Origin of the sequence: Pseudomonas sp. Tn43 (assembly GCF_014192635.1) — a bacterium.
In the GTDB taxonomy this organism is placed as follows: Bacteria; Pseudomonadota; Gammaproteobacteria; order Pseudomonadales; family Pseudomonadaceae; genus Aquipseudomonas.
Map to the genome: position 1 here is coordinate 1 of NZ_JACHYG010000015.1, position 25,632 is coordinate 25,632.

Annotated in this window: 23 protein-coding genes and 1 pseudogene; 11 read left to right on the forward strand and 13 right to left on the reverse strand. The window is 58.5% G+C overall.

Features of this window, described 5'->3' with window-relative positions; all coding sequences use genetic code 11:
* Positions 1 to 103 precede the first annotated feature (103 nt).
* Together FHW68_RS24565 and FHW68_RS24570 are read right to left on the reverse strand one after the other, a co-directional pair.
* Complete coding sequence (locus FHW68_RS24565) at positions 104 to 565, reverse strand: MarR family winged helix-turn-helix transcriptional regulator (RefSeq protein ID WP_095634730.1); 462 nt, start codon at positions 563 to 565, stop codon at positions 104 to 106.
* A gap of 69 nt (positions 566 to 634) precedes the next feature.
* On the reverse strand, positions 635 to 1,591 hold the full coding sequence (locus FHW68_RS24570) for a LysR family transcriptional regulator (protein ID WP_183683532.1): 957 nt from the start codon (positions 1,589 to 1,591) through the stop codon (positions 635 to 637).
* Between the two features lie 111 nt (positions 1,592 to 1,702).
* Here FHW68_RS24570 and FHW68_RS24575 point away from each other — a divergent pair, with 111 nt between their 5' ends.
* Positions 1,703 to 2,452 carry a sulfite exporter TauE/SafE family protein gene (locus FHW68_RS24575; RefSeq protein ID WP_095634695.1) on the forward strand — a complete coding sequence of 250 codons (750 nt, stop codon included), beginning with the start codon at positions 1,703 to 1,705 and terminating at the stop codon, positions 2,450 to 2,452.
* Here FHW68_RS24575 and FHW68_RS24580 read toward each other — a convergent pair.
* Complete coding sequence (locus FHW68_RS24580) at positions 2,442 to 3,296, reverse strand: LysR substrate-binding domain-containing protein (RefSeq protein ID WP_183683534.1); 855 nt, start codon at positions 3,294 to 3,296, stop codon at positions 2,442 to 2,444. The genes FHW68_RS24575 and FHW68_RS24580 overlap by 11 nt on opposite strands.
* 96 nt (positions 3,297 to 3,392) lie before the next feature.
* Here FHW68_RS24580 and FHW68_RS24585 point away from each other — a divergent pair, with 96 nt between their 5' ends.
* Both FHW68_RS24585 and FHW68_RS24590 read left to right on the forward strand, forming a co-directional pair.
* A complete protein-coding gene (locus FHW68_RS24585; RefSeq protein ID WP_095634693.1) occupies positions 3,393 to 3,608 on the forward strand; it encodes a DUF1127 domain-containing protein in 216 nt (71 codons plus the stop codon).
* A 64-nt stretch (positions 3,609 to 3,672) separates the two neighbouring features.
* Positions 3,673 to 3,969, forward strand: a pseudogene (locus tag FHW68_RS24590) (DNA glycosylase AlkZ-like family protein); the annotation flags it as partial.
* Positions 3,970 to 4,027: 58 nt separating this feature from the next.
* Here the strand turns inward: FHW68_RS24590 and FHW68_RS24595 are convergent.
* A complete protein-coding gene (locus tag FHW68_RS24595; protein WP_007899909.1) occupies positions 4,028 to 5,374 on the reverse strand; it encodes a class II 3-deoxy-7-phosphoheptulonate synthase in 1,347 nt (448 codons plus the stop codon).
* Between the two features lie 148 nt (positions 5,375 to 5,522).
* Here FHW68_RS24595 and FHW68_RS24600 point away from each other — a divergent pair, with 148 nt between their 5' ends.
* Positions 5,523 to 6,278: a spermidine synthase gene (locus FHW68_RS24600; protein WP_183683536.1), complete on the forward strand. Its 756-nt coding sequence runs from the start codon at positions 5,523 to 5,525 to the stop codon at positions 6,276 to 6,278.
* Positions 6,279 to 6,443: 165 nt separating this feature from the next.
* On the opposite strand, the gene FHW68_RS24605 is transcribed toward FHW68_RS24600, so the two are convergent.
* Positions 6,444 to 7,235: a crotonase/enoyl-CoA hydratase family protein gene (locus tag FHW68_RS24605; protein ID WP_095634691.1), complete on the reverse strand. Its 792-nt coding sequence runs from the start codon at positions 7,233 to 7,235 to the stop codon at positions 6,444 to 6,446.
* A 422-nt stretch (positions 7,236 to 7,657) separates the two neighbouring features.
* Between FHW68_RS24605 and FHW68_RS24610 the strand changes: the two genes are divergently transcribed.
* Complete coding sequence (locus tag FHW68_RS24610) at positions 7,658 to 9,331, forward strand: DEAD/DEAH box helicase (RefSeq protein ID WP_007899905.1); 1,674 nt, start codon at positions 7,658 to 7,660, stop codon at positions 9,329 to 9,331.
* A 101-nt stretch (positions 9,332 to 9,432) separates the two neighbouring features.
* Here the strand turns inward: FHW68_RS24610 and FHW68_RS24615 are convergent, their stop codons facing one another.
* Positions 9,433 to 10,200 carry a class III extradiol ring-cleavage dioxygenase gene (locus FHW68_RS24615; protein WP_183683538.1) on the reverse strand — a complete coding sequence of 256 codons (768 nt, stop codon included), beginning with the start codon at positions 10,198 to 10,200 and terminating at the stop codon, positions 9,433 to 9,435.
* 103 nt (positions 10,201 to 10,303) lie between these two features.
* Between FHW68_RS24615 and FHW68_RS24620 the strand changes: the two genes are divergently transcribed.
* On the forward strand, positions 10,304 to 10,960 hold the full coding sequence (locus FHW68_RS24620) for a thiopurine S-methyltransferase (RefSeq protein ID WP_095634689.1): 657 nt from the start codon (positions 10,304 to 10,306) through the stop codon (positions 10,958 to 10,960).
* A 198-nt stretch (positions 10,961 to 11,158) separates the two neighbouring features.
* On the opposite strand, the gene htpX is transcribed toward FHW68_RS24620, so the two are convergent.
* Entirely contained in the window at positions 11,159 to 12,046 is an 888-nt protein-coding gene (gene htpX, locus FHW68_RS24625) for a protease HtpX (RefSeq protein ID WP_095634688.1), read from the reverse strand.
* Between the two features lie 317 nt (positions 12,047 to 12,363).
* The gene (locus FHW68_RS24630; RefSeq protein ID WP_038982221.1) at positions 12,364 to 13,575 is read right to left on the reverse strand and encodes a pyridoxal phosphate-dependent aminotransferase; all 1,212 of its coding nucleotides are present in this window, start codon (positions 13,573 to 13,575) and stop codon (positions 12,364 to 12,366) included.
* A 225-nt stretch (positions 13,576 to 13,800) separates the two neighbouring features.
* Here FHW68_RS24630 and msrB point away from each other — a divergent pair, with 225 nt between their 5' ends.
* From msrB to FHW68_RS24645, 3 genes are all read left to right on the forward strand, one after another.
* Positions 13,801 to 14,196: a peptide-methionine (R)-S-oxide reductase MsrB gene (gene msrB / locus FHW68_RS24635; RefSeq protein WP_007895036.1), complete on the forward strand. Its 396-nt coding sequence runs from the start codon at positions 13,801 to 13,803 to the stop codon at positions 14,194 to 14,196.
* Between the two features lie 185 nt (positions 14,197 to 14,381).
* The gene (locus FHW68_RS24640) at positions 14,382 to 14,867 is read left to right on the forward strand and encodes a glutathione peroxidase (protein ID WP_008075665.1); all 486 of its coding nucleotides are present in this window, start codon (positions 14,382 to 14,384) and stop codon (positions 14,865 to 14,867) included.
* Positions 14,864 to 15,325, forward strand: a complete 462-nt coding sequence (locus FHW68_RS24645) for a MarR family winged helix-turn-helix transcriptional regulator (RefSeq protein WP_183683541.1) — start codon at positions 14,864 to 14,866, stop codon at positions 15,323 to 15,325. The genes FHW68_RS24640 and FHW68_RS24645 overlap by 4 nt, the downstream gene beginning before the upstream one ends.
* Here the strand turns inward: FHW68_RS24645 and FHW68_RS24650 are convergent.
* The gene (locus FHW68_RS24650; protein ID WP_095634685.1) at positions 15,309 to 17,630 is read right to left on the reverse strand and encodes a response regulator; all 2,322 of its coding nucleotides are present in this window, start codon (positions 17,628 to 17,630) and stop codon (positions 15,309 to 15,311) included. The two genes, FHW68_RS24645 and FHW68_RS24650, sit on opposite strands and share 17 nt — an antisense overlap.
* A gap of 153 nt (positions 17,631 to 17,783) precedes the next feature.
* Here FHW68_RS24650 and FHW68_RS24655 point away from each other — a divergent pair, with 153 nt between their 5' ends.
* Both FHW68_RS24655 and FHW68_RS24660 read left to right on the forward strand, forming a co-directional pair.
* The gene (locus FHW68_RS24655) at positions 17,784 to 18,674 is read left to right on the forward strand and encodes an ATP-binding protein (RefSeq protein WP_183683544.1); all 891 of its coding nucleotides are present in this window, start codon (positions 17,784 to 17,786) and stop codon (positions 18,672 to 18,674) included.
* Entirely contained in the window at positions 18,671 to 19,153 is a 483-nt protein-coding gene (locus FHW68_RS24660) for a GAF domain-containing protein (protein WP_008075659.1), read from the forward strand. The genes FHW68_RS24655 and FHW68_RS24660 overlap by 4 nt, the downstream gene beginning before the upstream one ends.
* Before the next feature lie 21 nt (positions 19,154 to 19,174).
* Here FHW68_RS24660 and FHW68_RS24665 read toward each other — a convergent pair whose 3' ends face one another.
* From FHW68_RS24665 to FHW68_RS24680, 4 genes are all read right to left on the reverse strand, one after another.
* Positions 19,175 to 22,816 carry a transporter substrate-binding domain-containing protein gene (locus FHW68_RS24665; RefSeq protein ID WP_183683545.1) on the reverse strand — a complete coding sequence of 1,214 codons (3,642 nt, stop codon included), beginning with the start codon at positions 22,814 to 22,816 and terminating at the stop codon, positions 19,175 to 19,177.
* Positions 22,817 to 22,824: 8 nt separating this feature from the next.
* Positions 22,825 to 23,451, reverse strand: coding sequence for a response regulator transcription factor (locus tag FHW68_RS24670; protein WP_095634681.1), 627 nt, complete (start codon positions 23,449 to 23,451; stop codon positions 22,825 to 22,827).
* A gap of 256 nt (positions 23,452 to 23,707) precedes the next feature.
* Positions 23,708 to 24,112 carry a response regulator gene (locus FHW68_RS24675; RefSeq protein WP_095634680.1) on the reverse strand — a complete coding sequence of 135 codons (405 nt, stop codon included), beginning with the start codon at positions 24,110 to 24,112 and terminating at the stop codon, positions 23,708 to 23,710.
* 169 nt (positions 24,113 to 24,281) lie between these two features.
* On the reverse strand, positions 24,282 to 25,613 hold the full coding sequence (locus FHW68_RS24680) for a deoxyguanosinetriphosphate triphosphohydrolase (RefSeq protein ID WP_095634679.1): 1,332 nt from the start codon (positions 25,611 to 25,613) through the stop codon (positions 24,282 to 24,284).
* Positions 25,614 to 25,632: the final 19 nt, after the last annotated feature.

Below are 25,632 nucleotides of genomic sequence, written 5' to 3' on the forward strand. Positions count from 1 at the left end.
ATAGATGAAAGCAAGCCAAACACGCATCAAAAACAGTATTGCAGAAAAGGGGGTAACCATAGATGTAGGAGCGAGGCTTGCCCGCGAAGAACGATTACGCGGTCTAAAGGCTGTCTTGCAGATGACTACGCAGCGCTTGAAGATCCGCTTGCAGCTTCTTCAGCTGCTCCAGCGTTTGTCCGCTGGCGCCGAGGATGCACTGGGGAATGCCCCGCGCCTTGTCGCGCAGGGCACGGCCTTGCTCGGTCAATTCGACGATCACTACTCGCTCGTCTTCACGGCTGCGGGTGCGGCTCAGCAGGCCTTCGGCTTCCAGGCGCTTGAGCAGCGGGGTGAGGGAACCGGGATCGGTCAGCAGGCGGGTGCTGATTTCGCCGACCGTCAACCCATCCTTTTCCCACAACACCATCATTGCCAGATACTGCGGATAGGTCAGGCCCAGCGCTTGCAGCAGCGGCTTGTAGACCTTGGTCATCAGCAGCGAGGTGGAATGCAGGGCGAAGCAGACCTGATTGTCCAGCAGCAGGTCTTCGCAGTTGTCCGGTTTGTTGCGCTCGGTGTTCATTTCAAAGCCTTGATCAGTGATCGTCATGAATCTAGCGGGCGAATCTTTAATGCGCCAGATAATTCTGGACTAGTGGCGATCCAGATTGGTTTGCAGCGCCAGATCCCACGGCGGAATGGGGCTGAAACGGGTCTTCAGGTACTCCAGCAACAAGCGGCTGCGCGAACTGGGTTGTTGCTCCAGGCGCAATGCGTAAATGCCGGTGCTTTCCGGTTTTGGCAGACCGTTTTCGCAGAACAGCGGCAGCAGTTCGCCGCGTAATAAATATTCGCTGGCCAGCCACGTCGGTAAATGCGCGATGCCCAACCCGGCCAATGCACCGCAGACCAGTGCCTCGGCATTGTTGGCGCTCATGCGGATTCGCGCAGGCCGGTGCAAATGCATCTGCCCATTCTGCTCGAAGCGCCAGGCGAAGGGCGGAGCCAGGCCCTCCCAGTCGAGGCCATCATGGTCGCCCAGCTGCGCTGGGTCGGTGGGCACGCCACGGCGTTGCAGGTAATCGGGGCTGGCGCAGGCGATGCGCACCATGCTCGCCAGCGGCGTCGCCACCAGTCGAGTATCGGCCATCTGCCCGGCACGCAGTACCAGATCGACTTTGCCCAGGTTCAAGCCCTGCATGTCGACAAAGCTGTCGATCAGGTGCAATTGCACGTCCAGGCCAGGGTAAAGGGTCAGGAAATCGGCAATCGCCGGCGCCAGATGGCGTCGTCCGAACGCTGCCGGCGCATCCACCCGAATCAAGCCTTCCGGCGCACTGCTAAGAGACACCGCTTCCGCTCGGGCCAGGCGCAGTTCAGCGACGATCCGCCGCGCACGTTCAGCAAAAGCCAGACCGGCCGGGGTCGCGCGCACCGCGTGGGTGCTGCGAATGAACAACTGGCTGCCAACGGCGTTTTCCAAGCTATCAATGCGTCGCGCCACGGCCGAAGGTGTCAAGGGATGGCGGCGGGACGCGGCGGAAAAACTGCCACTTTCCAGCACATCGAGAAACAGGCCAAGTTGTTCGGTCAATTGATTGGGGTTCATGGTTCGTCGGCGCTTATGCGAAATTGGCACAGCCATTGTGCGTTGCTGTGCGTTTCCCCGCCAGAGCCGACTGCGTAGGATGAACAGCCTCACAAAAAGGAAAAACGCCCCGTGATTGAATTCATGTTGTATCTGGTTTTTGGCGCGGCCTTGGGGACCCTTGGCGGCCTGTTCGGCATCGGTGGCGGTTTGGTCGCAATTCCGCTGCTGGGCGTGTGGTTCGGGCTCGATCAGCAGATCGCCCAAGGCACGGCGCTGGTGATGGTGGTGCCGAACGTGATGCTGGCGCTGTGGCGCTATCACCAGCGCAATCGCATCGAATTGCAGCATGCGCTGCCACTGGCCTTGATGGGGTTCTGTTTTGCCTGGATCGGTTCGATCTGGGCGGTGGGTATCGATGCGCAGACCATGCGCTTGGGCTTCGTCGCTTTCCTGATCGCGCTGTCGGCCTACAACCTGATGCGAATGTTCACCACCAACGCACCGGCCTCTACGCAGATGCGTTATTCCTGGCCGTGGCTGGGCGTGCTCGGCGCGGCTTCCGGCACAATGGGTGGACTATTTGGAGTGGGCGGGGCAGTGGTGGCAACACCGGTATTGACCAGCCTGTTCGGTACCACTCAAGTGGTTGCCCAGGGGCTGGCGCTGGCGTTGGCGTTGCCAAGTACCGGCGTCACTCTGGCAACTTATGCGGTGCATCATCAGGTGGACTGGGCGATTGGCGTGCCATTGGCGGTCGGTGGATTGATGAGCATCAGCTGGGGCGTGAGAATTGCCCACGCCTTACCGGAGCGGCTTCTGCGCGGGCTGTTCTGTGGTTTTCTGGTGGTTTGTGCGGTGATGCTCGCGTTTAAAGCTTGAAACCTTCGACGATGTGCTCGGCCAGGCATTCGGTGATCGGCGAAGGGTTGTTCAGGTTGCGGATCAGCATGATGCTGGCTTCCGGCAACAGCGGCAGGTCTTCGTTGGCGCCAAGGATACGCATGTCCGGTGTAATCAGGCTTTCCAGCTGCGCGGTGATCGCCAGACCCGCGCTGACCACGGCCATCAACGCCGACAGGCTGGAGCTGTTGTAGGCAATCCGGTAGTCGCGGCCCATGGCGTCCAGGGCATTGCATGCCCAGAGGCGGCAGAAACAATCACTGTTGAACATCGCCAGCGGCAACGGTGTTTGCTCATGGGCGCTGAAGCACTGGGCTTCGGCCCAGACAAACCGCTCCTTGCGCAACAATTGGCCGATCTCGTTGCCCGGCTCGCGGGTGACGATGGACAAGTCCAGGTCCTGGCGCTGCAACAGTTGCCGGGTCGATTCGCAGTGAACTTCGATCTGGATCAGCGGGTAGAACTGCGCGAAGCGCGACAGGATGCCCGGCAAAAAACGCATGACGTAATCATCGGGCGTGCCGATGCGCACCGTGCCGACCATGTGCGGCTCACGCAGGGTATTGAAGACTTCGCTGTGGAGTTTGAGGATGCGCCGCGCATAGCCCAGCAAAACCTGGCCTTCGGCGGTCAGCTTGACCTGGCGCCCGTCGCGTTCGAACAGCTGGCGCTGCAGCACGTCTTCTTCCAGGCGTTTCATCTGCATGCTCACCGCCGACTGGGTGCGGTTGACCATTTCACCGGCGCGGGTAAAACCGCCCTGATCGGCAATCGCGACAAAGGTGCGCAGTACATCGGTGTCGATACTGGGGTAGGTGGACACTCATCAATCTCCGAGATGTATGCCATCAGAAACATTCGTTGGATTGATCTTAGCGCTGGCGCGAGACTTGGGCCATCCCTAAAGGAGGGCTACACGATGAAAGGTCACAACGAGCATGTAACGGAACAAAAACTTTCAATCCACGCGGTATCCGATCTGCTGCACAAGTTTAGTCGCTGGTACGAACTTCACCGTGAACGTGAAATGTTGGCGGGCTTGAGCGACGAAGCACTGAAGGATATCGGCGTGAGCCGTGCGGATGTGGAGCATGAGACGGTAAGACCGTTCTGGGATGATCCGATGCATAAATGATGATGCCATCGCTACACAAACCACTTTCGGGTGAGGCAGGTTGCGAGCAGACAAGGAGATGCTCATGCCCGCCACGCTGTCCTTTTTCCTCAAACAGGCTCGGTGTCTGGCGCTGGCTGCCCAAGGGTTCAACGGGCGCCAGCCGCCAGCGGCGATCAAAGCGGTTCAGCTCAACCGGCTGATCGAGCGCCTGGGCATTCTGCAGATCGATTCGGTCAATGCGTTGGTGCGATCGCACTACCTTCCCTTGTTTTCCCGTCTTGGCAACTATTCATCCGACTTGCTTGATCAGGCTGCCTGGAGGCATTGGCACAGATTGAGGGTGATTGAGCTGACGCCTTCGCGGGCGAGCCTCGCTCCTGCAAGGGATCGTGAATTCCTGTAGGAGCGAGGCTTGCCCGTGAAGGCGGCGACGCGATTTAGCGCCGAACCTGCTTCAGGGTTTCAGCAATCAAGAACGCCAATTCCAGCGACTGATCGGCATTCATCCGTGGGTCACAGTGGGTGTGGTAACGATCCGACAATCCATCCTCGGTAATCGGCCGCGCGCCGCCGATGCATTCGGTGACGTTCTGCCCGGTCATTTCGATGTGGATGCCGCCGGCATAACTGCCTTCCGCCTCGTGAACCTGGAAGAACTGTTTCACCTCGCCAAGAATCTGCGCGAAGTCGCGGGTCTTGTAGCCACTGCTGGCCTTGATGGTATTGCCGTGCATCGGGTCGGAACTCCAAAGCACCTGCTTGCCCTCGCGCTGCACCGCGCGGATCAGCTGCGGCAGGTGATCGCCGACCTTGTTCGCGCCCATCCGTGCAATCAGGTTCAGGCGACCCGGATCGTTATCCGGGTTGAGTACGTCGATCAGGCGAATCAGGTCTTCGGGGTTCATGCTCGGGCCGACCTTCACGCCGATCGGATTGTGCACCCCGCGCAGGAATTCGACATGCGCGCCGTCCAGTTGACGGGTCCGGTCGCCGATCCACAGCATGTGGGCCGAGCAATCGTAGTAGTCGTTGGTCAGGCTGTCGCGACGCACGAAGGCTTCTTCGTAGTTCAGTAGCAGCGCTTCATGGGCAGTGAAGAAACTGGTTTCGCGCAGTTGCGGCGAACTGTCCATGCCGCAGGCGCGCATGAAGGCCAGGGTTTCATCGATGCGATCGGCCAGGTGGCTGTACTTCTCGGCCAGCGCCGAGTTGGCGATGAAATCCAGGTTCCATTTGTGCACCTGATGCAGGTCGGCAAAGCCGCCCTGGGCAAAGGCACGCAGCAGGTTCAGGGTTGCGGTGGACTGGTGATAAGACTGCAGCAGACGGTCCGGATCCGGCACGCGGCTTTTTTCGTCGAAACCGATGCCGTTGACGATGTCGCCACGGTAGGCCGGCAGCGTCACGCCGTTGATGGTTTCATCGTTGGCCGAACGGGGTTTGGCGAACTGGCCGGCCATGCGTCCGACTTTGACCACCGGGCAACCGGCGGCGAAGGTCATGACGATCGCCATTTGCAGCAGCACTTTAAACGTGTCACGAATTTTCGCCGCGGAGAATTCGGCGAAGCTTTCGGCGCAGTCGCCGCCCTGCAACAGAAACGCCCGGCCCTGGGTCACTTCGGCGAACTGACGACGCAACTCCCGGGCTTCACCGGCAAACACCAGCGGTGGATAGCTCGCCAGGGTTTGCTCGACGTGCAGCAAATGCGCCGCGTCGGGGTATTGAGGTTGTTGCTGGATCGGCAGGGCGCGCCAGCTGTCAGGGCTCCAGGGTTGGCTCATTGCAGTCTCTAGTGTTTTCCGCTCGGACGGTTATGTTATCAGCAATTAGTGCGTGACCTGTTCCCGTCGCTTCGCGGACAATCGCGCTTTTGCCGTTTTATGTTGCGATTTATCGCGTTGCCGGGGCCGGTAACGATCAGGAGACGAAATGACTGAGGAGCGCGTCGAGCATCTGCTCGCCGAGGTACAGGATGAGTTCGGCGTGATTCGCGTGCTGGAAGTGGCCGATTACCGTTTCCTGGAGTTCGGTGATGCCATCGAACAGAGCTGTGTGTTCACCGCTGATCCGAGTTGGCTCGAGTACGATTACACCCGGGCGATGCTGATTGGCGCGCTGTGCCACGAACAGCCGGAAAGCGCGCTGTTTCTAGGGCTCGGCGCCGGCACGCTGACTCAAGCCTGTCTCAAGTTCCTGCCGCTGGAAGACGTCGAAGCCATCGAGCTGCGCCCGGATGTACCGCGCCTGGCCATCGAATACCTCGGGCTGGATGATGATCCGCGACTGTACATTCGCATCGGCGATGCCCTGGAGTTGCTCGAAACGGCTGAACCGGCGGATCTGATTTTCGTCGACCTCTATACCGATGTCGGGCCGGGTGTCGGGCATCTGGCCTGGGGGTTTCTGGAAAACTGTCAGAAGCGGTTGAATCCGGGGGGCTGGCTGGTGATCAACCAGTGGGCCACCGACGATGGTCGGCCGCTGGGCGCCGCGTTGTTGCGCGGCCTCTATCACCGGCATTACTGGGAGTTGCCGGTGAAGGAGGGCAACGTGATTCTGCTCGTGCCGTCTGAGCTGGATCAGGAACTGGACAGGGATGGGCTGATCGCGCGCGCTGAAAGCCTGGCACCGCGATTGGGGTATTCGTTGCAGTCGTTGATCAAGGCGATTCGGCCGGCGACGTGAATGGACGCATGAATTCATTGTGGCGAGGGGGCTTGCCCCCGTTCGGCGGCGAAGCCGTCGTAAAACCAGCAATCGCGGCGTGCCTGACACACCCGTTGAATGGTTTTGGGGTTGCTGCGCAACCCAACGGGGGCAAGCCCCCTCGCCACAAATTGATGTTGAATGTCAGCAGCCTTTGAAAACCCCCGGCCGCTTTTCGATCATCGACCGCACACCCTCTTTGGCATCCTCGCTGTTCAGCAGTTTTTTCACCAGTGCCGGCAAAGCCTGAGCTGCCACCATTTCACCCTCATAGCGCGCCTGCCGGGCCGACATCAACGTCGCCTGAACCCCCAGCGGTGCCTGGCGGGCAATCCGCTCGGCCAATTCAATGGCCCGCGGTAACAAATCCTCACTGGCCATGACCTCTTGCACCAACCCCAGATGCAAGGCGTCATGAGCATCGAATTCATCGCCGGTGAGTAGCCAGCGCATGGCATTGCCCCAGCCGGCAACCTGATGCAGGCGCAAAGTGGCGCCGCCGAACGGGAAAATCCCGCGCTGCACTTCCTTCTGGGCAAAACGGGTATTGCTGGCGCACAGGTTGATGTCGGCGGCCAGCATCAGTTCGATGCCAACGGTCAGGCAGTAGCCTTGCGCCGCGACTATCACCGGTTTGCTGACCCGGGGGCCTGCGAGGACGCCCCATGGGTCGCAGCCACCGGGTGGCGCTTGCCAGCCTTCGGCCAGGGCCGCGCCGGCGCTGACCAGATCGAGCCCGGCCGTAAAATGCTCGCCATGACCGAACACCACCGCTACCCGCGCCTCGCTGTCGGCCTCGAACTCGCCATAGGCCAGGCTGAGTTCGTTGAGCAGGTCAAGGTCGAAGGCATTACGTTTGGCCACCCGATCCAGGCCGATCATCAGGACATGACCGTGTCGTTCACGGGTTACACGACTGGGGCTGGGCTGATTCATGGCGCATTTCCTCGGATGGGGAAGGGGGTGTCAGACCGAAGGTCTGCGTCGCTAGAGTGAACCGTTTTAGCGTCATCGTCAGCAGGGCCGGGCGTTTGCAAAATAGAGCGTCGCACCATTATCCGCAAAGCCCCTGACACAACGGTATGCGCCGGTTTTTTCCGATAAAAAAAGCTCCCTTTTCGGGCGAATTCCGGTATAGTGCGCGCCGGCCTTTAACCGGGCCGCGTTTAGGTAGCGCAATTCCCCGAAGCCAGCTTCGGCTGCACGTCCGCACAGCGGACTCTTCCTTGACGAATCTTTTTCATTCATTCGTTTTCGCAAATCCCCGCCGACAAAGCAGCCAGGGCGACTCTTGAGTCTTACACGGCATGCGCAGCTTTGGAGCATGGGTCTTTGCGGATGCACTTAGAGGCAGACCCATGACCCAGGAAACCGGCGGCTTCGCCGCTTTTAATCTTAATCCGAATATTCTTGCAGCTGTCATTGCGACCGGCTACGAAGAACCTTCGGCTATTCAGCAGCAATCGATCCCGATCATCATGGCCGGTCACGACATGATTGGTCAGGCGCAAACCGGTACGGGTAAAACCGCCGCGTTCGCCCTGCCGATCCTGCACCGCATCGATCCTGCTAAGCGCGAGCCGCAAGCCCTGATCCTGGCGCCAACCCGTGAGTTGGCGCTGCAAGTAGCAACCGCTTTCGAAACCTACGCCAAGCAAATGCCGGGCGTTACCGTTGTGGCCGTTTACGGCGGCGCGCCTATGGGCCCACAACTGAAAGCAATCCGTAATGGCGCGCAGATCGTTGTCGCCACACCGGGCCGTCTGTGCGACCACCTGCGTCGTGACGAAAAAGTTCTGGCAACCGTGAACCACCTGGTTCTCGACGAAGCCGATGAAATGCTCAAACTGGGTTTCATGGACGACCTCGAAGTTATCTTCAAGGCCCTGCCAGCCACCCGTCAGACCGTATTGTTCTCGGCCACCCTGCCGCAGTCGATCCGTGCCATTGCCGAACGCCATCTGCGCGATCCGCAACACGTGAAGATCCAGACCAAGACTCAGACCGTTACCGCGATCGAACAGGCTCACCTGTTGGTTCACGCTGACCAGAAGACCTCGGCTGTATTGAGCCTGCTGGAAGTGGAAGATTTCGACGCCCTGATCATGTTCGTGCGCACCAAGCAAGCGACCCTGGACCTGGCCAGTGCCCTGGAAGCCAAAGGCTACAAAGCCGCTGCGCTGAACGGTGACATTGCTCAGAACCAGCGTGAGCGCGTGATCGAATCCCTCAAGGATGGCCGTCTGGACATCGTTGTGGCAACCGACGTTGCCGCTCGTGGTCTGGACGTTCCGCGCATCACTCACGTGTTCAACGTTGATATGCCGTACGATCCTGAGTCCTACGTTCACCGTATCGGCCGTACCGGCCGTGCCGGTCGCGAAGGTCGTGCACTGCTGCTGGTGACTCCTCGTGAGCGCCGCATGCTGCAAGTGATCGAGCGTGTAACCGGTCAGAAGGTTGCCGAAGTTCGTCTGCCGGACGCCCAGGCCGTTCTCGATGCCCGCATCAAGAAACTGACCAACAGCCTGTCGCCGCTGGTCGCTGATGCCGAATCGACTCACGGTGATCTGCTGGATCGCCTGACCGCCGACATCGGTTGCACCCCGCGTGCACTGGCCGCTGCTCTGCTGCGCAAGGCAACCAACGCTCAGGCGCTGACCCTGGCCGCCATCGAGAAAGAGCGTCCACTGGTGCCGAACAACGCACCGCGTGGCGATCGTCCAGAGCGTTCCGGTGATCGTCCGGACCGTGGTGATCGCGAGCGTCGCGCTCCGGTTCCATTGGCCGAAGGTCGTGCTCGTTGCCGTACCGCGCTGGGTGCGCGTGATGGTATCGCTGCCAAGAACCTGCTGGGCGCCATCCTGAATGAAGGTGGCCTGGCCCGTGAAGCCATCGGTCGCATCCAGGTGCGTGACAGCTTCAGCCTCGTCGAGCTGCCGGAAGATGGTCTGGAGAAACTCCTGACCAAGCTGAAAGACACTCGCGTTGCCGGTAAGCAGTTGAAGCTGCGTCGCTACCGCGAAGATTGATCCGCTCTCGAGCTGATTGATCGCCCATAAAAAATCCCCGACTGGTTCGGGGATTTTTTTTGCCTGATCGTTCCCACGCAGAGCGTGGGAACGATCAAGTGTCAGCCAAAGCGATAAATGTCCATCCCTAATGCCCCCATGGTGAAACCCTGGTGCGTAACGCTGAACTCACCCCCAGCCGCACGGGCGAAGTACAGCGGCAGCAGATGTTCATCGCTCGGATGGTTGCGCACAGCATTCGGCGCTTGCTGACGATAGTCGTGCAATGCGGCTTCGTCGTTCGTTTCGAGTTTCTCGATCATCCAGTCGCGAAATGCCTTGGCCCAGGGTTCGACGCTTTCCGGGCCGGCGTGCCAGTCCAGTTCGCGCAGATTGTGGGTGATGCTGCCGGAGCCGATCAACAGCACGCCATGCTCGCGCAGACTGGCCAAGGCATGGCCGACGCGGGTTTGCAGGGCCGGGCCGCCACGGGTGGGGAGCGAAACCTGCACCACCGGAATATCAGCCTGCGGATACATCAACGACAAGGGTACCCAAACGCCATGGTCGAACGGTCGCTGGGTGTCGATGCGCGCCGGCAGGCCATCGGCCTTCAGCAGCTCGACCACCTCCGCCGCCAGTTGCGGATTGCCAGGGGCCGGGTATTGCACTGCAAACAAGGCTTGAGGAAAGCCACCGAAATCATGCCAGGTTTCAGGCCGGGGGTTGCCGCTCACCAACAGTTCGCTGCTTTCCCAGTGCGCGGAAACTATCACAATGGCTTCAGGTTTCGGCAATTCGGCGGCCAGGCGCGCGAGGGCCGACCCGCTGGCACCCGGTTCCAGGGCTAGCATCGGGGAGCCATGAGAGATATACAGGCTGGGGAACATGAATGAGCTCCTGAGAGTAAGATGTCACCATCTTCAGTCAGATCATTGATCTAAATCTAATATAAGTTTTAGGGTCTTTTGATCGAATTTTTCGGGGTTAATTATGCAGCCGGAGTTTTGGCACAAACGATGGGCGTCGAATCAGATCGGTTTTCATCTGCCGGAAGTGAATCCACATCTGCAACGGTTCTGGCCAGCGTTGGGCCTGGAAGAGGGCGCTCGTGTGCTGGTGCCGCTGTGTGGGAAAAGTCTGGATCTGTTGTGGCTGGCGCACCAAGGTCATGAGGTCTTGGGGATTGAGCTGTCGGAAAAAGCCGTGGAGGACTTCTTCGCTGAACATCAATTTGACCCGGACGTCAGTGAGCAGGGGCCCTTCAAGGTCTACCGTGCCGGTTCAATCGAATTGTGGTGTGGCGATTTCTTCGAGTTGACGGCAGGCGATGTGGCCGACTGCAGTGGTTTGTACGACCGCGCGGCTTTGATTGCACTGCCGCCAGCGATGCGTGAGCGGTACGCGGCTCATCTGATCCGGATTCTGCCGAAGGATTCTCTGGGGCTGTTGATTACCCTGGATTACGACCAGGCGCAGATGGACGGGCCGCCGTTTGCCGTGCTGGATGATGAAGTGCAGCGGTTGTTCGGCGATGTGTGGGCGCTGAAGATTCTGGAAGACCAGGATGTCCTGGGTGAGAGCTGGAAGTTTCTCGAGGCAGGCGTCACGCGGCTGGAGGAGCGAGTCTATCGGGTTGCCAGCCGATAGGTATGTGGCGGTTGTACCGGCCCCTTCGCGGGCAAGCTTGCTCCTACAGGCTTTGTGTTATTCGCCGATTATGTGAACGACACAAGATCTGTAGGAGCGAGGCTTGCCCGCGATGAGGCCCTGATGAACTCCACACCAACCAGAAGACAAAAAAAGGCCCGCATTCACTGCGGGCCTTTTCTTTTGGTGCTGAGCCTGTCAGCCCCGACGACGCAATGCGTCGATACGCTCTTCCAGCGGCGGGTGGCTCATGAACATACGGGCGAACCCTTGTTTGAGGCCACCGTTGATGCCAAAGGCAGTCAGGGTGTCCGGCATGTGCACCGGCAGCCCTTGTTCTGCACGCAGACGCTGCAAGGCACCAATCATTGCACTGGTACCCGCCAGGCGTGCACCGGCATCATCAGCCCGGAATTCACGTTTACGCGAGAACCACATGACGATGGCGCTGGCCAGGATGCCCAGGACCAGTTCAGCGAAGATGGTCGCTACGTAGTAGGCGATACCTTGGCCTTCTTCGTTCTTGAAGATCACCTTGTCGACAAAGTTACCGATGATCCGGGCGAAGAACATCACGAAGGTGTTCACCACGCCCTGGATCAACGCCAGGGTGACCATGTCGCCATTGGCCACGTGGCCGATTTCGTGGGCCAGAACGGCTTTCACTTCATCCGGCGAGAAACGTTCGAGCAAGCCCTGGCTGACCGCGACCAGTGCATCGTTCTTGTTCCAGCCGGTGGCGAAGGCGTTGGCTTCATAAGCCGGGAAAATCCCGACCTCGGGCATCTTGATCCCGGCTTCGCGGGACAATTGCTCGACGGTTTGCAGCAGCCATTGCTCGTGCCGGGTGCGCGGCTGGCTGATGATCTGGGTGCTGGTGCTCATTTTCGCCATCCACTTGGAGATGAACAGCGAGAACAGGGAACCGGCGAAACCAAAGACCGCACAGAAAATCAGCAGCTGATTGAGGTTCAGATCAACCCCATTGGCCGCCATGAACCCGTTGAAGCCGAAAAGGCTCAGGGTGATGCTGGCAATCAGCACGACCGCCAGGTTAGTGGCCAAAAACAGCAAAATGCGCATCATGGTTGTAGAAATCTCCTCGTGCTAAATATGTAGCGTGATGCGGGGTATATAAGGTGCTGCACCGGGCTATTCAACCAAGTGACTATTTCAAACTGTGTCCTACAGCAACAGTCTAGCTGCTTGAAGGGTATTTCCGACGTCGACATGGGAAACGGTTGTCAGCCAATTAGCGTCGCAGGGCCCCGCCGTTGTTAGGCGCGGGCATGAAACGTGTCGTCCGTCAGCGCTTGAAACGACGATGCAGGGCAGGATGCAAAGATATGTTGCTGAATTAATCACCGTGCGACGTTAATTGGCGTCGCACGGTGACTGGCCACTTACTGGCGATAGGATTTGAGGAAGTTGCCGATCCGGCCGATCGCCTGATCCAGGTCGTCGAGTCGTGGCAAGGTGACCACACGGAAATGATCCGGCCATGGCCAGTTGAAGGCCGTGCCTTGTACCACCAGCAGCTTTTCGGAAAGTAGCAGGTCGAGCACGAATTTCTCGTCGTTGTGGATCGGACAGACTTTCGGGTCGATCCGCGGGAATGCATACAGCGCGCCCATCGGCTTGACACAGCTTACGCCCGGAATGTCGTTCAGCAGTTCCCAGGTACGATTGCGCTGTTCCAGCAAACGCCCTTGTGGCAGCACCAGATCGTTGATGCTTTGATAGCCGCCCAGTGCGGTCTGGATGGCGTGCTGGCTCGGCACGTTGGCACACAGACGCATGTTGGCCAGCATGTCGATGCCTTCGATGTAGCTCTGGGCGTGGTGTTTCGGGCCGGAAATGGCGATCCAGCCGGAACGGAAACCGGCCACGCGATAGGACTTGGACAGACCGTTGAAGGTCAGGCACAACAAGTCCGGCGCCAGAGAGGCGGTGCAGATGTGCACGGCGTCGTCGTAAAGGATCTTGTCGTAGATCTCATCGGAGAACACCACCAGATTGTGCTGACGGGCCAGCTCCAGCATGCCCAGCAGCACTTCCTTCGAGTACACCGCACCGGTCGGGTTATTCGGGTTGATGATCACCAGCGCCTTGGTGTTTGGGGTGATCTTGGCCTTGATGTCGGCCAGATCTGGCCACCAGTTGGCCTGCTCGTCGCACAGATAATGCACCGGGTTACCGCCCGACAGGCTGACTGCGGCGGTCCACAGCGGGTAGTCGGGAGCCGGCACCAGCACTTCGTCGCCGTTGTTGAGCAAGGCCTGCATCGACATCACGATCAGCTCGGAAACGCCGTTGCCCAGGTAGATGTCTTCGATGCCGACGCCTTCCACCTGTTTTTGCTGGTAGTACTGCATCACGGCCTTGCGGGCGCTGAACAGGCCCTTGGAGTCGCTGTAGCCCTGGGCGGTCGGCAGGTTGCGGATCACGTCCTGAAGGATTTCATCCGGCGCTTCGAAACCAAAGGGCGCCGGGTTGCCGATGTTCAGCTTGAGGATGCGATGGCCTTCCTCTTCCAGGCGTTTGGCGTGCTTGAGCACTGGGCCGCGAATGTCGTAGCAGACGTTGGCGAGCTTGTTCGATTTGCTGACCTGCATGGCGATGTGTTCCCGAAAATGAACGATCCAGGCGGCGTATGAACGACCGTACTGGGAATCCTGCGTATTCACACAGGCCTGACGCCTTGAGTGGCGGCATTCATAATCCGTTTGAATGCACGTGGTCTGGCTGCCAGACTGGCGTTTGACGAGGCGCAATCATACGTGCCGCCCGATCCGTGGAAAAGGTACAGATCGGGCTTTTTCAGTTGCTGAGGTGTGATCATGGAAAAGTTGGAAAAAACCCTGGAAGAATGGCGTGAAATGCTCGATCCGGAGCAGTACAACGTTTGCCGCCTCAAGGGCACCGAACGGCCATTCTCCGGCAAATACAACGGCACCAAAACCGACGGTGTCTACCACTGCATCTGCTGCAACGCACCGCTGTTCGACTCCAAGACCAAATTCGATTCCGGTTGCGGCTGGCCGAGCTTCTACGCGCCGATCGGCGATAGCGCGATGGTCGAGATCCGCGATGTCAGCCACGGCATGATTCGCACTGAAGTGGTCTGCGCCAAATGCGACGCACACCTTGGGCATGTGTTCCCGGACGGTCCGCCGCCCACTGGCCTGCGTTACTGCATCAACTCGGTGTGCCTGGACCTGGTTCCCCGCGAGTAAGGCGAGCCCGTAGGAGCGAAGCTTGCTCGCGAAGGCGTCTTGGCATTCAACATTGAGGCTGACTGGCCCGTCGCCTTCGCGAGCAAGCTTCGCTCCTACAGATGACGGCGTTCAATATTTTAAATTGCACACAATTCAATTGCTCGCTATGTTTGGTCTTTGTTCTTCCTCTCGGAGTTCGTGCCATGAGCGACAACCTGCTGAGCATCCCGTGCACCACCATCAAGGGCGAGCAAAAGACCCTGGCCGATTTCGCCGGCAAAGCGGTGCTGGTGGTCAACACCGCCAGTAAATGCGGGTTCACCCCGCAGTACAAAGGTCTTGAAGAGTTGTGGCAGACCTACAAGGATCAAGGCCTGGTGGTGCTCGGTTTTCCCTGCAATCAGTTCGGCAAGCAGGAGCCGGGTAACGAGGGGGCGATTTCCGAGTTCTGCGAGTTGAACTACGGGGTGAGCTTCCCGCTGTTCAAGAAGATTGAAGTCAATGGTGCCGGCGCCCATCCATTGTTCGTTCAGCTGAAAAAACGCGCACCGGGCGTGCTGGGATCCCAGGGCATCAAGTGGAACTTCACCAAGTTCCTGATCGGCAAGGATGGCAAGTTGGTCAAGCGTTTTGCTCCGGCGACCAAGCCGCAGGATCTGAGCCGCGAGATCGAAGCCCTGCTCAAATGAACACGTTGTCAGTCGATTCGCTGAAGCTCGACAGCCAGCTCTGCTTCAAACTGTACGCCGCTTCTCGCGCGGTGATCCGCGCCTACAAGCCGATGCTCGATCAGTTGGGACTGACCTACCCGCAATACCTGGCGATGCTGGTGCTGTGGGAATGGCAGGAGGCGGCGCCGGAGCAACCGACGGTCAAGGCCCTGGGTGAGCGCCTGGCGCTGGATTCCGGCACCTTGACGCCATTGCTCAAGCGCCTTGAGCAACTGCAACTGGTGCAGCGTCGGCGTTCGGCGCGCGATGAGCGAGAGGTGCACTTGAGCCTGTCCTCCGCCGGTCAGGCTTTGCGTGATCAGGTCGGGCCGCTCAAGGCCCGGCTGTTGTGCGATAGCGGTGTCGACCTGGATCGCCTGAACGATCTGCGCGATGGCCTCGATCACCTGTTGGGGCAAATCAAAGCGCTGTCGTAGTGGGTATCCACAAGTCGAGCAAGGCAGCCAGTTCTTCCCTGCGAAAAGGTTTGGCCAGGTAGTCACTCATGCCCGCCGCACGGCAGCGTTCGCGTTCTTCGGACATGGCGTTGGCGGTCAGGGCGACGATGGGCAGCTGCGGCCAGCGCCCGCTGCGACGAATCTGCCGACTGGCTTCATAGCCATCCATGACCGGCATGTTGCAGTCCATCAGCACCAGATCGAATTCGCTCTGCTCAAGCTGATCCAGCGCTTCGCCGCCGTGGGCCGCGACGCTCACCTCGCAACCGAGTTTTCCGAGCATGCCCTTGGCCACCAGTTGATTGACCGGGTTGTCTTCCACCAGCAGGATGCGTCCGCGTCGCTGGGGTGAGATGGCTTCGATCCGTGCCCCGTTAATGGTGGTGAGTTCCGGCTGCAAGATCCGCCGCAATGTCTGGTAAAGCGCATTACGCGCCAGAGGCCGCGCCTGTTGCTGCAAGGGCGCGAGGGCGTTGACCTGGTCGCTGGGCAGGAAACTGCCGTAGGCGGTCACCAGCAGAATCGGCGCGGTGAAAGTCGGGCGCAGGCCGAACAGGCATTCGGGGCAGTCGGTGATCAGCACATCCGGCTTCAGCCCGATCAACCGGTCATCGATGGAACGTTGCTGATAGTCGAGCCCCCAACTGGGCAACAGACTGTTCAGTAATTCCGCCAGACCGCTGCTGGCGGCGGTGATTGCAACGATGTTGCCCTGCAGTGCGGCCGGGGAAATGGCCCGGGTATGGCAGGGCAGGGGCAGGTCGGCGCAGAACTGGCTGCCGAAACCCGCTTCCGAACTGATCGTCAGGCGCCCTTGCATGGCTTCGCAGAGGCTATAAGTCAGCGCCAGGCCCAACCCGGTGCCGCCGAATTGCCGGGTAATGCCGGCACCAGCCTGGGTAAACGGCTGGAATATTTTCACTTGTGCATCCTGGGCGATGCCGATGCCAGTGTCGCAGACTTCGATTCGCACACCGTCTTCGAACGTTGAAAGACGCACATCGACCCGGCCGAAACGGGTGAATTTGAGAGCGTTGGATAACAGGTTGCTGACGATCTGCCGGACCCGGGTCGGATCACCGAGCACCAACGCAGGAAATTGCGGATCAATCAGGCAGGCCAGCTCGACACTGGGCGCGGCGTTCTGGGACAGCAGGTTGGCGGTGTCTTCGATGAGCGAACCAAGGTCGAAGGGAATGTGTTCGAGTTCGAGCTGGCCAGCATCAAATTTCGACAGGTCGAGAATATCGTTGAGCAGTTCCACCAGCACTTTGCCCGAGTCATGGGCGATGGACAGCTGTTGCTGCTGCTCGGCATTGAGCGGGCCGTCCAGCGAGAGCGCGATCATCCCCAGCAGACCGTTGAGGGGCGTGCGGATTTCATGACTCATGTTGGCCAGGAACACCGAACGCGCTTCGGCCATGTCCAGGGCCGTGCTGCGGGCAACCTCCAGTTCCTCGTTCGATTGGCTGAGGCGGGTGTTGATTGCCTTGAGTTCTGCGGTGCGGGCCGAGACGATGTTTTCCAGTTGCGACAGGTAGTCGGTCAGGCGGTTTTCGGCGTTGCGCCGTTGCTGGATTTCGGTGGCGATGTTTTCAAACTGCTGATTGGCGACCTTGACCAAGACCCCGATTTCATCGTTTTCATGCCCCGTCGGACACTCCAGCAACGTCGGTTCCGCGCTGCGTGGATCACGGCCACTGAGCTCGCGGATAACCCGCACCAGCGGTTTGGTCAGCATCACATAAAACAGCGCCAGCAGGATGCCCGTGAGAATCAGGCTGCGCGCGAAGCCGTTGAGCAGGGTCACTTCGGCCCGGCGCAGGAAACGACTGCCAAAGGTGTAGGTATCGACTTCCAGTTGCAAGGTCCCGAGGGATTCGTCGGGCAAGTGGTCGAGGTAAAGGCGGTCTGCGAACTGCCGGTTGGCGCCGAACAGGAAGTCGCTGATCATCCGGTCACTGTTTTCCAGGCCCGGACGTTTGACGCTGGCCAGCACGGTATTGTTGTTGTCGGTCAATTGCGCGCCGATGATTGCCGGGGAGCGCAACAGACCCAGGGCCAGTTCCTGAGCAAGTTCGGCATCGATGTTGTAGGCGATGCGAGAGGCGGGGTTATGACTGATTTCCAGCAACGACAGTATTTCGCGGTTGATGGAGGCATCTTCGCTGGCATAATCGATGCCTATTTGCACCAGGCTGAGCAGCGTGCCCAGAATGAATCCAGCCAGCACCGTAAGCCTGGCTTGTTTGTATGACAGCCGGTGGCTGAACTTGATATCCATGGGATGTTGAACCACTTCCGTTTCCCTTCGCTGCTCAAGCATAGTCGATCATCAATGGATACCGATGTTCTGGCAAAACACTTGTAGGGGTGTCGACGCTGTGTTTCGTCGCTGTATTGCCATCATTACCTTGAACGTGCCCGAGGAGAAGACGTGGATTCCCGATTGAATGCTTTTCTTGAACGCGCCGATGCCGTTTTGGCCCGCATCGAGCCCCTGCTTCCAGCGCCTCGGCAAGCCATCGACTGGACGCACTGCCTGGCCGCACGCTGGCAGCGCGAAGGGCGCAGCGGCTTTCTGTTGCCGCTGCAAGTCAGCCTGGACACGCGTTTGTCCGACTTGATCGGCGTTGACCGGCAAGTGGAGCAACTGGGCCGCAACACCCGACAGTTCCTCGATGGCATGCCGGCCAACCATGCTTTGCTCTGGGGCTCGCGTGGTACCGGTAAATCGTCGCTGGTGCGTGCCTTGCTGTCGGAACACGCCAAAAGTGGCTTGCGACTGATCGAGATCGAACGCGATCACCTGGCGGACTTGCCGCGCGTGGTCGAGCAGATCGCCAAGTTGCCTCAGCGCTTTGTGCTGTTCTGCGATGACCTGTCGTTCGAGTCGGGCGAGGGCGATTACCGCGTGCTCAAGAGCGTGCTCGATGGTTCGCTCGAACAGGCACCAGACAACGTTCTGCTGTACGCCACCTCCAACCGTCGCCATCTGGTGCCGGAAAAGGAAAGCGATAACGAAAACTGGAAAAGGGTCGATGGCGAACTCCATCCCAGTGAGGCGGTGGAAGACAAGATCGCGCTGTCGGACCGTTTTGGCCTGTGGCTGTCGTTCTATCCGTTTACCCAGGAGCATTTCCTCAACGTCGTCGAACACTGGATCGGCCAATTGGCCGGCAAGGCCGGGCTTGAGTGGCAGCGTGATGAAGAACTGGACATCCTCGCCGTGCGCTGGGCCACGGGACGGGGCAATCGCAACGGACGTTGCGCGTATCAATTTGCCCGTTATTGGGTTGGGCTGAAGCTGTTGGAGCACAAGGCATGATCGATTTACAAAAGAGCGGCCAGGGCCTGGAGGGCTACGGCATGCTGTGGGCGCAGCTGGAATCACTATTGGCAGACGAGCGTGATTTTATCGCCAACGCTGCACAGTTTTCGGCGTTTCTGTTCAACCAGCTCGATGACCTGAACTGGGCCGGTTTCTACCTTAATCGCAACGAAGAACTGGTGCTTGGCCCGTTTCAGGGGCAGATCGCCTGTGTACGAATTCCATTCGGTCGCGGTGTGTGCGGGGCGGCGGCGGCCACTTTGCAGACGCAACGAGTCGAAGACGTACACGCGTTTCCCGGGCACATCGCGTGCGACAGTGCCTCGAACAGTGAGCTGGTGGTGCCGTTGGTCAAGGACGGTCGACTGATCGGCGTGCTGGACCTCGACAGCCCGAAACTCGCACGTTTTACCGCTGAAGATCAGGCCGGTATCGAGCAGCTGGCGGCGATTTTCCTGCGTCTGACCGACTGTTGATCAGGCCGTCAAGCCGGCCAGTCAATGCTCCTTCGATGTGCTTTTGTCATGGCGTGCCATCTGTTGCTGCAATGATCGCTCCAGTTCGAGCATGGCGCGCTCCATGGCCTTGCTGCAATCGGCCACCTCATCGTCGTTCAATCTGTCATTACAGGCCTGTTCGAGCGCCTCGCAACGGTCGATCAGTCGGCAGGCCTGGACAATTCGGGCCGCACCCTTGATTTTGTGGGCAATGTCGAGGAGTGATTGGCGGTCCTTGGACTCCGATAGCGCCAGCAGCGCTTTGCGGTCCAGACGGGTGCTGTTCAGCAGTTCGGTCAACAATCGCTGGTTCAGTGTCGGGTTGCCACCGGTCAACAGGTGCAGCCCCTCCAGACTGAAGGCCGGCGCGCGGACCATCGTGGTGATGCCTTCGACCCATTGGCTCAAGGCCGTCAGGCTGAGGGGTTTGAACAGGCAATCGTCCATCCCGGCCAGTTTGCAGCGTTGTCTTTCCTCCGGCTGTGCGTTGGCGGTGAAACCCAGAACGATACAGGGAGGTCGTTTCAAGTGCTGTTCATGTTGGCGAATGGCCCGGACCAGCTCATATCCATTCATGATCGGCATGTTGCAATCGGCAATCACCAGGTCGAATGGCTGATTCTTCCAGGCCTTGAACCCCGCCTCGCCATCCGCTGCGACGTTGAACCGATGCCCCAGAAACTCCAGTTGCTGACACATGAGCAAGCGATTGGCCGGATGATCATCGACCACCAGCACGTTCAAAGGGGCAGTACTTGGATGGATTTGCGGCTCGACAGATGCCGGCATCCGTTCCCTCGGCAAGGTGGCCAGGTTCAGCGAAATGCGGACCTGCGTGCCCACTCCAGACTGACTGGTTAATTGCAGGCTGCCACCCATCATTTCGCACAGATTGCGGCTGATCACCAGGCCCAGCCCCGCACCGCACCGGGCTAACTGGTCGGAGTTATCAGCCTGAACGAAAGGCTCGAACAGGCGCTGTTGATCCTGCTCGCTGATTCCTGCGCCGCTGTCTTCCACCAGTAACTGCAACCGGACCCGGTCGGGTTCGTCGGTCGGCTGCAACTCGACGTTGATCCTGACCTGGCCCTGTTGCGTGAACTTGATGGCATTGCTGATCAGATTGGACAGCACTTGCTTGAAACGCATCGGGTCCAATACGACATCGGTCGCTGGTTTGGCAGGGCTGAAGTGCAGTTGCAGTCCAAGATTTTTCTGCCGCGCCAGCCCGTCGAAAATCCGCACCACCGAGGCTACGGTTTCAGTCAGATTGACGCGTTCCGGGCTCAGGCTCAGACGCCCGGATTCGATGCGCGCAATATCAAGAATGTCCCCGATCAGTTCCAGCAGGTCTTTGGCCGACTGGTACGCGACATCGATGGCGGGGCGATCTGGATGACGGTGATCGATGCGTTTGAGCGTCAGTTCGAGCATGCCGATGATTGCATTCATGGGCGTGCGGATCTCATGGCTCATGGTCGCCAGAAAAGTGCTTTTAGCTCGGTTGGCGGCATCGGCTTGTTCTTTCGCGGCCCGCAGTTCATCGAACAATTGCCGGCGTTCGCTGATGTCGATCCAGCCGCCAATGATGCCCTGCACGTCACCGCTCGAGTCGCGATAAGGAAGAATCCAGTGATAGATCGTCAGCTGGCGGTCTTCGATGTGCAACTGACGGTCGAGAATCAGCGGCGTTCCCTCGGCCATGACGCGCTGGTAGTCCGCCTGATATTCCCGTGCTTCGAAGATGTTGCCCAAGGTGCCCTGTATGACACCTTTACCGATGATGTCTTCGCGTTTCGCGCAGAAAGTTTCCAGATAGCTGTCGTTGCAGCTTTGCAGCAATCCCTGGCGATCACGCACGTAAATGGGATGAGGCGTGCCGTTGACCAGTGATCGCATGAATTCCAGTTGATCGTTCAATGCGCGCTCGGCCGCCTGCCGCTGTTTGATCTGGCGCCTCATATAGGCGTTCCAGGCAACGGATATCAGCAGCAACACGCCGGCGCCTGTAACGATTTGATAGAACAGGCGATGATAGTTGCGCCAGGTACTTTGCGAGGCTGCTGAATAGCCGCGCCAGCGGTTGTTGATGATGCCCAGCTCTTCGGGGGCGATGCTCAGCAGTGCCTTGTCGAGGATGGCATTCAGCTCTTTGGCGTCGCGCCCGGTCGCCAGGGAAAACGCTGCCTGTCGGGTGCCGATGGTGGTACTGATCTGAAGTGTCTGTTCGAAGATCCGCGATGAAATAAAGTAGTTGGCGATCACCAGTGAATTCACCGCACCTTCTGCCTGGCCCTCTGCGAGCAATTCAACGGCACTGAACGTGTCCGGGGTTTCAACCAGGTTGATTCGCGGAAACTCGCTGCGCAAGTAATCCACCAGTGGATTGCCTTGGGCGATGGCCAGGCGTTTGTCGTGCAATTGCGTAAGGTTTGTCGGGCTGTCGGCCGCTTTGCGCGTCAGCAGCACAAAGGAGTTTTCCAGATAGGGGCGGCTGAAGCTCAACGTCGTTTCACGCTCGACGCTGGGGAGCAGGGCGGCGATCAGGTCGGCCTGATGGTTGGCGACCTGCTCGATCATCTTGTCATCGCTTCGGCTGCGCTGGATGTCGAAGCGCAAACCGGTGCGCAATCTGATCAGCTCGAGCAGGTCAGCGGTGACGCCCCGAAAGTTGCCGTCGCTGTCGAAAAACGTCAGTGGCGCAAACGCTTCATTGACCACCACGCGCACGACTGGATGTTGTGCCAGCCAGCGCTCTTCACGGTGGCTGAGTTGCAGTTTGTGATCGGTGAGAAGAATGTCGCTGCCGGCACTCCAGCGTTTGGCGATGTTTTCCCGCTCGCTGGTGGGAATGGCCCTGAGTACTGCGTTGATGATTGCGAGCAGATGCGGATTGTCCTTCTGCACGGCAAAGCTGAAACCATGGGCTTCGTGTTTACCGAAGTTGGCCATGCGGATGTTGTTCAGATACCCCTTGTTGATCATGTAGTGGGTTGAAATGGTGTCGCCAAGAAAGACGTCGGCCTGGTCGAAGGCAACCGCATTGATTGCATTCTGGTAGGACGGATAAGAGGTGATGATTGCCTTGGGATACAGCGCCCTGACTTCGTCCAGAGGCAAATAGTGATAGACCATGCTAAGTCGCATGCCGGCCAGTCCATCGGTCAGCGACCTGGTTTCACCTTCTCGAGTCACCAGTACGGGCTGATCCACCGCATAAGGTGTGGAAAGGGCAATGTCGGCATTGTCGGCCTCGAACCCATTGGCGGTGCCAAGCATGTCGACCTGACCTTTTTCCAGCGCCTCGATCGCGGCCCCTCGGGAGGCGAAGCGCTGAACCTTGACCGGCAATCCTATGGCCTTGCCGAGGATACCTGCGTAATCGGCGGTGAAACCTTCATAGTCGTGGCCGCTGAGGGTCAGGTCGAAGGGAGGATAATCCGGAGCCGATGTACCCAGGATCAATTCGCGTTTGTCCTTGACCCATTGTTGTTGTGAGGGATTCAACTGGACTTCCATATGCCCGACCGTCGAACGACTGAGCAGGGTGTAGTGGCTGGCTGGTTGAGCCGCGAGTATTGAAGTGCTCAGGCATAAACCTGCGGCCATGAGTATCAGACAATCCTTGAAGCGGCTGGGCATCCTGGTTCTCACACTAACGCGTTGCGTTTTGCCATATCGATGAGTTCAACCAGGGATTTGGCCTTGAGTTTCTGCATGAGTCGTTTTTTATAAGTGCTGACTGTCTTGTTGCTGAGAAACATGCCCTTGGCAATTTCCTTGTTAGTACGACCCTGGGCGAAAAGTTGTAATACCATCAGTTCTCGATCATTGACGGATTTGAACAGTTCCAGGTCGGCCCAGCGCACATCGTCACGACGAACAGGATTCAATGCTTGACTGGGGAAGTAGTTGTAACCTGATAAAACTGCCTTGATCGCACTCATCAATTCACTGAGGTCTTCCTGTTTGCATACATAGCCCGATGCACCGGATTGCATGCAGCGAATACCGAAAAGTGTCGGGCACTGTGCAGTTAATACCAGTGTTTTTAACGGTGTGCTCATGGCGTTGAAGCGGGAAAGAACTTCCAGTCCATCCAGTTTGGGAATGCTGATGTCGAGGATGATCAGGTCAGGCATGCATTCGCGAACCATCTGCATTGCATCGACCCCATTGTCAGTTTCGCCGACGACTTTGTAACCTTCATGTTCCAGCAACATTCGAACCGCAAGGCGGATGACAGGGTGATCGTCGACAATAAAAACGGAGTTCATAATCAAATCCCATACGTGCACAAATAATGCGCGCACCTTAGCTCAGATAGTTGTGGAGCCGCATGAACTGAGGGTGCTATAGCGACAATATAGGAAAAGTCCTACAACCGAAGAAGAACGGGACTACGTATCAACTAGGTTTTGCATGAGGAAAGGCAAAGTTTGGCAGGGCGGGTCAAGCGATTGAAAGCATTGAGTTAGAGGTCTGAATCCATGCGCTGATCATTGTTTTAGTGTGTTTGGGTTTTTGTGTTTTTTATACGGAGGCCAGGGTCAATAAGTTTCTGAAGTCTGATTGTTTCAATGGTTTGATCAAATAACCGAGCAGCGGCAATCCATGTTCGTAAGCCATGACTTCAAGTTTGTCCAGTTCGACAGCTGTCAGGCTGCTCAGCAGTATTGCCTGCCTGATCATCCCCCGGTGACTGGCGTATTCGATCAAATCAAGGCCAGCAAGGTCGGGCAGGCATTGGTCGCACAAAAGAATGTCGAACGGTTGCACAGCCTTGAGCATTTGTTGCAAGGCGCTTTTGGCGCTGTCAGCGGCGGTCAGTTGGGTGAAGCCAAAACTCTCGAGCAGGTACTGAGTCGCCCGTAGCTGAAAGGGATGATCTTCTACCAGCAAGATGCGCCAATCATGTTTGAGCACAGGAGTTTTCATGGGTTTTCTGTCGAGCAAAGGGAGTGCAATTATTTCGCGAGATGGCAGAACAATCGATCAGTCCGCTCCGCACAAGGTGTAGGGCGATTCTGTCGACGTTGAAATACAGATGAATGTCGAGAATGCGATCAGCCGCTCAGAACCCTCTGACAGGGCTGATCGTACGTTTTTATCGGTGGCTTGAACGCCCGGTCATTTCCAGCGCCATTTCACCGGCATAGCTGTCGGTCATGCCTGCGATGAAATCAATCATGCGCAAAAAGGAGGTGTGTAAAGGGCCGTGAGGATCGGGCGCATTGTTGCCCAACAAGTCGAGTATGCGGCGGTGCTTGAAGGATGGCGTGCGGCCGTTGTGTTGCTCCAGCGCCGCGCCGCAAAAGGCGTTGAGCAAGATTTCCAGGGTGGTGTAGGCGCCGATTTCGTGGAGTGTCTTGCGTTTGTCCTGGAAGATTTTCTTGCGCGCCATGTCCTTGGCATTCAAGACGCAACGCTTGGCGGGGCCGTGCATGTGTTCCACCAGGTCGCCAGCCAGCGTGCCGGCCAGCAGCGCGTCCTGTTGCTCGACGAATGCTCGGGCCGCTGCGTTGGTCAGGTGTTCGATGGCTTTGCCCCGCAGGATCGCCAGTTTGCGCCGACGCGAATCTTGCGGGCCGAGCTGGCGATAGGTTTCCGGAAGATCGTCGCCCACCAGGTCCAGCAACAGAGACTCGACTTCGGCGTACTCCAACAGCTCCATCTCCAGGCCATCCTCCAGATCGATCAGTGCATAGCAGATGTCGTCGGCGGCCTCCATCAGGTACACCAGCGGATGGCGCGCCCAGCGTTGTTCGTCCAGTTGGGGCAGACCGAGCTTGTGAGCGATCTGTTCCAGCAATGGCAGTTCGCTCTGATAACAGCCGAACTTGTGCTTCTTGTAGCCCAGTGAGTCGGCGTGCCGGGCAGTCCACGGATATTTCAGGTAGGTGCCCAGCGTGGCGTAGGTCAGCCGGGTCCCCCCTTCGAACTGGTGGTACTCAAGTTGGGTAAGCACCCGGAAACCTTGGGCATTGCCTTCGAAATTGAGGAAGTCATTGCGTTCCGCTTCGCTCATCGCATCCAGCCAGCCGCGGCCGGCGGCCTGCTGGAACCAGTGGCGGATCGCGTCTTCACCGGAATGACCGAAGGGCGGATTACCGATGTCATGGGCCAGGCAAGCGGATTGCACCACCATCCCCAGATCACTCGGTTCGCACCAGTCGGGCAGGGCACTACGGATGGTTTCACCGACACGCATACCCAGCGAACGGCCGACGCAGCTGACTTCCAGCGAGTGGGTCAGGCGCGTGTGGATATGATCGTTGCTGGAGACCGGATGAACCTGGGTCTTGCGCCCGAGACGGCGAAACGCGCCCGAGAAAATGATGCGGTCGTGGTCTTTATGGAAAGGGCTGCGGCCGAGTTCTTCCGGGCTGTGCACAGGCTTTCCGAGGCGTTCGCGGGTAAGCAGGGTTTGCCAATCCAAGGCTGGTTTCTCCGTCAGG

Coding starts and splice junctions, on each gene's coding strand:
- FHW68_RS24595 (WP_007899909.1), bottom strand. CDS start 5,374: ATGAGCCAACCCTGGAGCCCTGACAGCTGGCGCGCCCTGCCGATCCAG.
- FHW68_RS24670 (WP_095634681.1), bottom strand. CDS start 23,451: ATGAACTCCGTTTTTATTGTCGACGATCACCCTGTCATCCGCCTTGCG.
- FHW68_RS24620 (WP_095634689.1), top strand. CDS start 10,304: ATGCAGCCGGAGTTTTGGCACAAACGATGGGCGTCGAATCAGATCGGT.
- msrB (WP_007895036.1), top strand. CDS start 13,801: ATGGAAAAGTTGGAAAAAACCCTGGAAGAATGGCGTGAAATGCTCGAT.
- FHW68_RS24565 (WP_095634730.1), bottom strand. CDS start 565: ATGAACACCGAGCGCAACAAACCGGACAACTGCGAAGACCTGCTGCTG.
- FHW68_RS24585 (WP_095634693.1), top strand. CDS start 3,393: ATGAAAGGTCACAACGAGCATGTAACGGAACAAAAACTTTCAATCCAC.
- FHW68_RS24570 (WP_183683532.1), bottom strand. CDS start 1,591: ATGAACCCCAATCAATTGACCGAACAACTTGGCCTGTTTCTCGATGTG.
- FHW68_RS24630 (WP_038982221.1), bottom strand. CDS start 13,575: ATGCAGGTCAGCAAATCGAACAAGCTCGCCAACGTCTGCTACGACATT.
- FHW68_RS24645 (WP_183683541.1), top strand. CDS start 14,864: ATGAACACGTTGTCAGTCGATTCGCTGAAGCTCGACAGCCAGCTCTGC.
- FHW68_RS24665 (WP_183683545.1), bottom strand. CDS start 22,816: ATGCCCAGCCGCTTCAAGGATTGTCTGATACTCATGGCCGCAGGTTTA.
- FHW68_RS24650 (WP_095634685.1), bottom strand. CDS start 17,630: ATGGATATCAAGTTCAGCCACCGGCTGTCATACAAACAAGCCAGGCTT.
- FHW68_RS24615 (WP_183683538.1), bottom strand. CDS start 10,200: ATGTTCCCCAGCCTGTATATCTCTCATGGCTCCCCGATGCTAGCCCTG.
- FHW68_RS24610 (WP_007899905.1), top strand. CDS start 7,658: ATGACCCAGGAAACCGGCGGCTTCGCCGCTTTTAATCTTAATCCGAAT.
- FHW68_RS24640 (WP_008075665.1), top strand. CDS start 14,382: ATGAGCGACAACCTGCTGAGCATCCCGTGCACCACCATCAAGGGCGAG.
- FHW68_RS24600 (WP_183683536.1), top strand. CDS start 5,523: ATGACTGAGGAGCGCGTCGAGCATCTGCTCGCCGAGGTACAGGATGAG.
- FHW68_RS24675 (WP_095634680.1), bottom strand. CDS start 24,112: ATGAAAACTCCTGTGCTCAAACATGATTGGCGCATCTTGCTGGTAGAA.
- FHW68_RS24605 (WP_095634691.1), bottom strand. CDS start 7,235: ATGAATCAGCCCAGCCCCAGTCGTGTAACCCGTGAACGACACGGTCAT.
- htpX (WP_095634688.1), bottom strand. CDS start 12,046: ATGATGCGCATTTTGCTGTTTTTGGCCACTAACCTGGCGGTCGTGCTG.
- FHW68_RS24660 (WP_008075659.1), top strand. CDS start 18,671: ATGATCGATTTACAAAAGAGCGGCCAGGGCCTGGAGGGCTACGGCATG.